Genomic DNA, 6,263 nt, shown 5'->3' with positions numbered 1-6,263 from the left:
CAGTACAAAACAAAAAAGCTGAACAATGATATCATTGTTCAGCTTTAATTAATAAATTTAATCCTTTAATAATCTGTATCGATTATTTAGGACGAGACAGGTTGGTTTAAATGGTAAGATTTGGGATTACAAAGATGCTAACCTTTTAAAGGTTTAAAAATTAATAGTTGCCAAACGTACTTTTTTGTATGTTAATTATCTTGGTTGTGTGGTGTGTTTTTTTGGGGTTTTTATCAATGTTTTTTAAATAAAGTTTTTTCTTACTTTTAATGTTGCTTTTACTTGTTATTGATTCGAGATGTCATGAAAAAACTCTTTTAACTGTTTTGATGGTAGTTAAAAGAGTTTGCAGCAATTAGATAATAACTATTACCTCGGGGTAATTAATGTCCTAATAAATCTAGAACCTCTTGTGGTAGTAGAACTTTGTCTATTATATGTACTATACCATTGCTAGTAGAAACATCTGCTGTAGTTACATTGGCATCTGTTGTTGTTTTATCTCTAAGACTTACGTTATTGGTAACTAATGCAAAAATAGATTCTCCTTGTAATGGTATTATTTCTTGATGATCTGTTAGATCTGTAGAGGCAACTGCAGCTCCAGAAACAACATGGTATGTTAGTATTTTTGTTAAAATTTGTTTTTCTTCAGGCGTATCAAAATCAGTTAGGCTGTTGTAGCTGTTACCTAAAATATCTAAGAGGTCTGCAAATGCTTGGTTTGTTGGAGCGAATACGGTAAAAGGGCCGTCTCCACTTAAAGTCTCTACTAAATTGGCATCAGCTTGAATAAGGGCATCAACAAGTAGACTTAAATCTGGAACACTTTGTGCAGTAGCAACAATATTAGGGTTAAGTATATCTAGAACCTCTTGTGGTAATAGTACTTTATCTATAATATGTACCACACCATTACTGGCTGTAACGTCTGCAGTTGTAACTTGTGCGGGAGTCTCTGTTGCGTCATGTATATATACTCCGCCAGTTAAACCAATAGTGATTTTTTCGGATTGAAGTGTTGTAATTTCTTGTTGGTCAGATAGATTAGTAGACAACGCTGTTGTATTGGCAATTACATGATAGGTTAGTATTTTTACAAGTAAAGCTTTTTCCTCTGTGGTATCAAAATCGGAAACGGAATTGTAATTATCTAAACTTTCTAAAAGTGATGTAAACGCTGCATTGGTTGGGGCAAATACCGTAAAAGGACCATCTCCTGATAATGTTTCTACAAGTCCAGCATCTGCTTGTTGCAAAGTATTTACTAGAACGCTTAAATCATCAGTTGCAACTGCTAGTTCTACAATAGTTTTCATGTTTAAGGTTGCTACAAAATCAATTGCAGCTTGTGGTAATAAAACTTTGTCAATGGTATGTGCAATTCCATTAGAAGCCATAATATCTGTTCCTGTAATATTTGCATTAGTAGCAGACGCATCGCCAAGAACAAATGTTCCTTGATTGTCTATTATAGTTATGGCATTATCGGTATAAGCGGTATCTATATTTCCCGAAGCTAAATCACTTACGCTTACAGTAGCATTAGGAATAACATGGTACAATAGAATATTTCTTAATAAGTCTATTTCCTCAGTAGTATCAAAATCATCTAAGGAGTTGTATTGCTCTCCAAGAATATCTAATAAGGCAATAAATGCATCATTTGTTGGGGCAAATACGGTAAAAGGACCATCTGCTGATAGTGTATCTACAAGATTAGCTTTAATAACCGCTGCTTCTAAAATAGATAAAGGCTCTGTGTCGATAACAATAGTAACTAAATTTGGGGTGTTAATGGCGTCTAGTATTTCTTGAGGTAACAACACTTTATTTATTACGTGTACTACTCCGTTGGTAGCGCCAACATCTGCTAATATGACATTTGCAAGATTAGAAGTTTGGTCTTTAATTGCAACAGATGTTCCGTCTATACTAATTGTTAAAGATTCGCCTTGTAGCGTTGTAATTGTTTGCTCATTACTTAAATCAGTGGATTTTGCAGCAATATCTTTTACTACATGGTACTTAAGAATTTGCGCTAAAACGGCTTTATCTTCTACAGTATCAAAATCTTCTAAAGAAGCGTAATTGTCTAAGCTTGCTAATAAACTTACAAAGGCATCATTTGTTGGTGCAAATACGGTGTAAGTTGCAGATTCATCACTTAATGCTTCAACTAGCCCTGCATCCGCTTTAATTAATGCAGTTACTAAGGAACTAAGTGATTCTGTTGCTTGGGCTGTAGCGGTTATGCTTACTTCATTTGTCTTAGCGATTGGGGTGTCGTCGTTTTTATCACAAGAAGAAATTGCGAAACTAAGACAGAGAAGTGTTAAAAAGCCTTTAAATTTTCTAAAATTTTTCATAGTTAGGTTCTTTGTATTTTGTTAATAAATATCAATATTAAATTAAACGTAAATTATTTTAACAAGTATATTGTTCTATAGTTCAAGTGTTTGTGTTTATTTTATAAATTTAAATTGTTTAACAAATATATAAAAAAATTAAACAAAATATAATTTATTCTATTTTTTAGAGAAAATAGAGCACTTCTAATTTTGTATTTTTGCAGACGATATATAATTAAAGATGAAAAAAGTAGTAGTAGGACTTTCGGGTGGTGTAGATTCTAGTGTGGCAGCTTATTTGTTAAAAGAACAGGGGTACGATGTTATTGGTTTGTTTATGAAAAATTGGCACGATGATACTGTTACAATATCGGAAGAATGCCCTTGGTTAGAAGATAGTAACGATGCACTTATCGTTGCGGAAAAGCTTGGGATACCTTTTCAAACCGTTGATTTAAGTACAGAATATAAGGAGAAGATTGTAGATTATATGTTTCGTGAGTATGAAATGGGGAGAACACCAAATCCAGATGTACTATGTAATAGAGAGATTAAGTTTGATGTTTTTATGAAAATAGCAATGCAACTCGGAGCAGACTATGTTGCAACGGGTCATTATTGCAGAAAAGGTATACTTAAAAATGAAGATGGGACAGAGACTTTTCAACTTTTGGCTGGTAAAGATGAAAATAAAGACCAATCTTATTTTTTGTGCCAACTATCTCAAGAACAATTATCTAAAACGTTGTTTCCTATTGGCGAACTACAAAAACCAGAGGTTAGAGAAATTGCCGCAAAAATGAATTTAATTACGGCAGATAAAAAAGATTCTCAAGGACTTTGTTTTATAGGTAAGGTAAGATTGCCCGATTTTTTACAGCAAAAGCTACAGCCTAAGAAAGGGGTGATTGTAGAAATACCTAACACACACCCATTTTATACCCGTGAAGTGTCTGGTTTTAATAGTATAGAGGACAAGTTATATTTTTCTTCTGAAAAACCAATTTATAAGGTTGCTGAAGGGAAAATAGTAGGGGAGCATCAAGGAGCTCATTATTTTACAAAAGGGCAGCGGAAAGGATTAGATGTAGGAGGAACTAAGGAACCTTTGTTTGTTATCGATACTGATGTAGAGGAAAATGTTATTTACACAGGGCAAGGAAAAAGCCATCCTGGTTTGTATAGAAATACGCTGTTCGTTTCTAATGAAGAAATCCATTGGGTACGCCCAGATATGGTTTTAAAAACAGGAGAATCTTTAAAGCTTAAAGCGCGTATTCGTTATAGACAGGCATTAGAAGAAGCTACCATAGTAAAAGTGGCCCATGGTTTATATGTAGATTTTGTAGAGCCGCAATCTGCTATTACAGAAGGGCAGTTTGTTGCTTGGTATTTGGAAGATGAGCTGTTGGGGTCTGGGGTAATTTCATAATTATTCTAGTTTAATGTAGTTTTAAGTTATGGAGAATAGAATAAACGATTTATTTGGAATAAAATACCCAATTATTCAAGGCGGAATGGTTTGGGCTAGTGGATGGCGCCTAGCTTCTGCTGTTTCTAATGCGGGAGGATTAGGGGTAATTGGTGCAGGAAGTATGTATCCAGATGTTTTAAAAGAGCATATTCTTAAATGTAAAGAAGCAACAAATCAGCCATTCGGGGTAAATGTGCCTATGTTATACCCTAATCTGGAGGAAATAGTACAAATAATTATAGATCTAGGGGTGAAAATAGTTTTTACTTCTGCTGGTAATCCTAAGGTTTGGACCCCAATATTAAAGGCAGAAGGTATAACTGTAGCGCATGTAGTTAGTAGTTTAAAATTTGCATTAAAAGCGCAAGAGGCTGGTGTAGATGCTATAGTGGCAGAAGGTTTTGAAGCTGGCGGACACAATGGAAGAGATGAATCTACAACCATGACATTAATTCCATTGGTAAAAAAGTATATAGATATTCCTATCATCGCAGCTGGCGGTATTGCAACAGGGGAGGCTATGTTAGCAGCAATGGTTTTGGGAGCATCTGGTGTGCAGGTTGGCAGTAGATTTGTAGCCAGTCATGAAGCTTCTTCACATGATGATTTTAAAGAAATGGTAGTTAATGCCAAAGAAGGAGACACAGAGTTAACTTTAAAAGAGCTAGCGCCCGTTCGTTTATTGAAAAATAAATTTTATAAAGATATTCAAGACGTGTATAGTTCGGGGGCAACCGTAGAAAAATTGAAAGAGATATTAGGGAGAGCACGTGCTAAAAAAGGAATGTTCGAGGGCGATTTGGATGAGGGTGAATTAGAAATAGGACAAGTGTCTGCCTTGATAACAAATATAAAATCTGCAAAAGAAATTGTAGATACTATGGTGTTAGAATTTAAAGAAGCAAAGAAAAGGGTGCAATTTTATTAGTTTTTTATGCGGTTGGAGTTTCTAGTTGAATACTTTTTTGACTATTGATGATAAAATGATTCCCCTTATTTCTTCAAATTTAATAAAGGTGTTATCACCCTTTTTTAATTAATTTCTATGCAGTTTAAAGTAAGCTCTAGGCGTTAAAAGAGGAGTTGTCAAAAGAAATTACTACGATTTTTGTATTGTTAGCTGCGGTATATTGCTGGCGAAAAATAATACCAAGCATTAAAAAATATAGTAGAAGAGGAGGGCTAATAAGAATTGTAACTAATTTAATGTAGTTAATCTTTATTAATATTAAAGATAAACGTAGTTCCTTTTCCTTCTGTAGATTTTATAGAAATTTCACCGCCCATTTGTTCAATTAGTTTTTTAACGGTGGCTAAACCAATGCCATTACCTGTTTGTCCATATTTATCTTTATTAGCAAGAGTTTTAAAAATATCGAATATTTTATCTTGTTGGTTAGGGGCAATTCCAGGGCCATTGTCTTGAACATAAAACTGGTATTTTTTATTTTCTTCAGAAATACCAATAGTAATTTTCACCAGATTTTTGTTATTGTACTTTATTGCATTTTCTATAAGGTTCAGTAATATTTGGTCTAGAGCAGATTTGTTAATATGAATACTCTTTAAATTAGATTTTAGAGACAATGAAACCGATTTGTCAAAGCTAAAGAACTCACTGAGTTCTTTTTTTAAATGGAGGAGGTTTATATGGGTTTTGGTAGTTTTTAAGGCAGAGAAATTTTTACTATACTCTAATACACCATCAATAAGTTCTTTTAGTTTATTGGATGAGTTTTTAATATGATTTAAAATAGTAACTCCATCTTCGTCTAATTTATTAAGATATAAATCAGATAATAAACAAGACATAGAGTGTATATTATTTAGCGGAGCTTTTAAGTCATGTGCAGCAATATATGCAAATCGTTCTAGCTCTATATTCCTTTCCTCTAGCTCTCTTTTTATTTTCTTGTTTTTGTGGTATTCAAGCAAATTCATTGCTTGGTTTGTTAATGCTTTTAGAGAACTAACTTGTTTTTCTGTAAGTGCTCTAGGGATAGTGTCTATAACACAAAGGTTGCCAATAGAAATCCCTTCTTTATTAGATAAAGGGAAAGAAGCATAAAAAATTATGTTAGGATTGCCTACTACATAGGGGTTATTTTTAAAACGCACATCTTCTCTAGAATCTGGAATTATAAACAATCCATCTTTATGGTCAATAACATGTGTGCAAAAGGTATTATCTCTAAATGCTTCGGTAGTTTCTAATCCAAATTTGGATTTAGACCAAACTCTAGTTTCGTCCACAAAATTTATTAAGGAAATAGGTGTTTCGCAAATTTCTGAAGCAATTTGGGTTAGATTGTCATATTCAAGTTCTGGAGGAGTATCTAATATATTGTACGACTTTAAAGTATCTAACCGCTTTTTTTCGTTTGCGTATTTAGGTGTTGCTATCATTAATAAATTTTAGTACTTATACGTAGGAATAA

The 6,263-nt window shown here is 33.4% G+C and carries 4 protein-coding genes; 2 read left to right on the top strand and 2 right to left on the bottom strand.

Features of this window, described 5'->3' with window-relative positions; translation table 11 throughout:
• Nucleotides 1-383 precede the first annotated feature (383 nt).
• Nucleotides 384-2,369, bottom strand: coding sequence for a fasciclin domain-containing protein (locus QZZ51_RS09120; RefSeq protein ID WP_291868903.1), 1,986 nt, complete (start codon nt 2,367-2,369; stop codon nt 384-386).
• 223 nt (nt 2,370-2,592) lie between these two features.
• Here QZZ51_RS09120 and mnmA point away from each other — a divergent pair, with 223 nt between their 5' ends.
• Complete coding sequence (gene mnmA, locus QZZ51_RS09115; RefSeq protein ID WP_291868901.1) at nt 2,593-3,783, top strand: tRNA 2-thiouridine(34) synthase MnmA; 1,191 nt, start codon at nt 2,593-2,595, stop codon at nt 3,781-3,783.
• A gap of 28 nt (nt 3,784-3,811) precedes the next feature.
• A complete protein-coding gene (locus QZZ51_RS09110) occupies nt 3,812-4,753 on the top strand; it encodes a nitronate monooxygenase (protein ID WP_291868899.1) in 942 nt (313 codons plus the stop codon).
• A 284-nt stretch (nt 4,754-5,037) separates the two neighbouring features.
• On the opposite strand, the gene QZZ51_RS09105 is transcribed toward QZZ51_RS09110, so the two are convergent.
• Entirely contained in the window at nt 5,038-6,231 is a 1,194-nt protein-coding gene (locus QZZ51_RS09105; protein ID WP_291868897.1) for a GAF domain-containing sensor histidine kinase, read from the bottom strand.
• Between the last annotated feature and the right edge of the window lie 32 nt (nt 6,232-6,263).

This window comes from Maribacter sp. (genome assembly GCF_016744255.1).
Lineage (GTDB): Bacteria > Bacteroidota > Bacteroidia > Flavobacteriales > Flavobacteriaceae > Maribacter_B.
The sequence above is the reverse complement of the archived record's forward strand: the minus strand, read 5'-3'. Positions and strand labels throughout refer to the sequence as shown.

Bases quoted from the DNA above. Each gene is read 5' to 3' on its own strand.
- QZZ51_RS09105 (WP_291868897.1), bottom strand. From the start codon at position 6,231: ATGATAGCAACACCTAAATACGCAAACGAAAAAAAGCGGTTAGATACT.
- QZZ51_RS09120 (WP_291868903.1), bottom strand. From the start codon at position 2,369: ATGAAAAATTTTAGAAAATTTAAAGGCTTTTTAACACTTCTCTGTCTT.
- QZZ51_RS09110 (WP_291868899.1), top strand. From the start codon at position 3,812: ATGGAGAATAGAATAAACGATTTATTTGGAATAAAATACCCAATTATT.
- mnmA (WP_291868901.1), top strand. From the start codon at position 2,593: ATGAAAAAAGTAGTAGTAGGACTTTCGGGTGGTGTAGATTCTAGTGTG.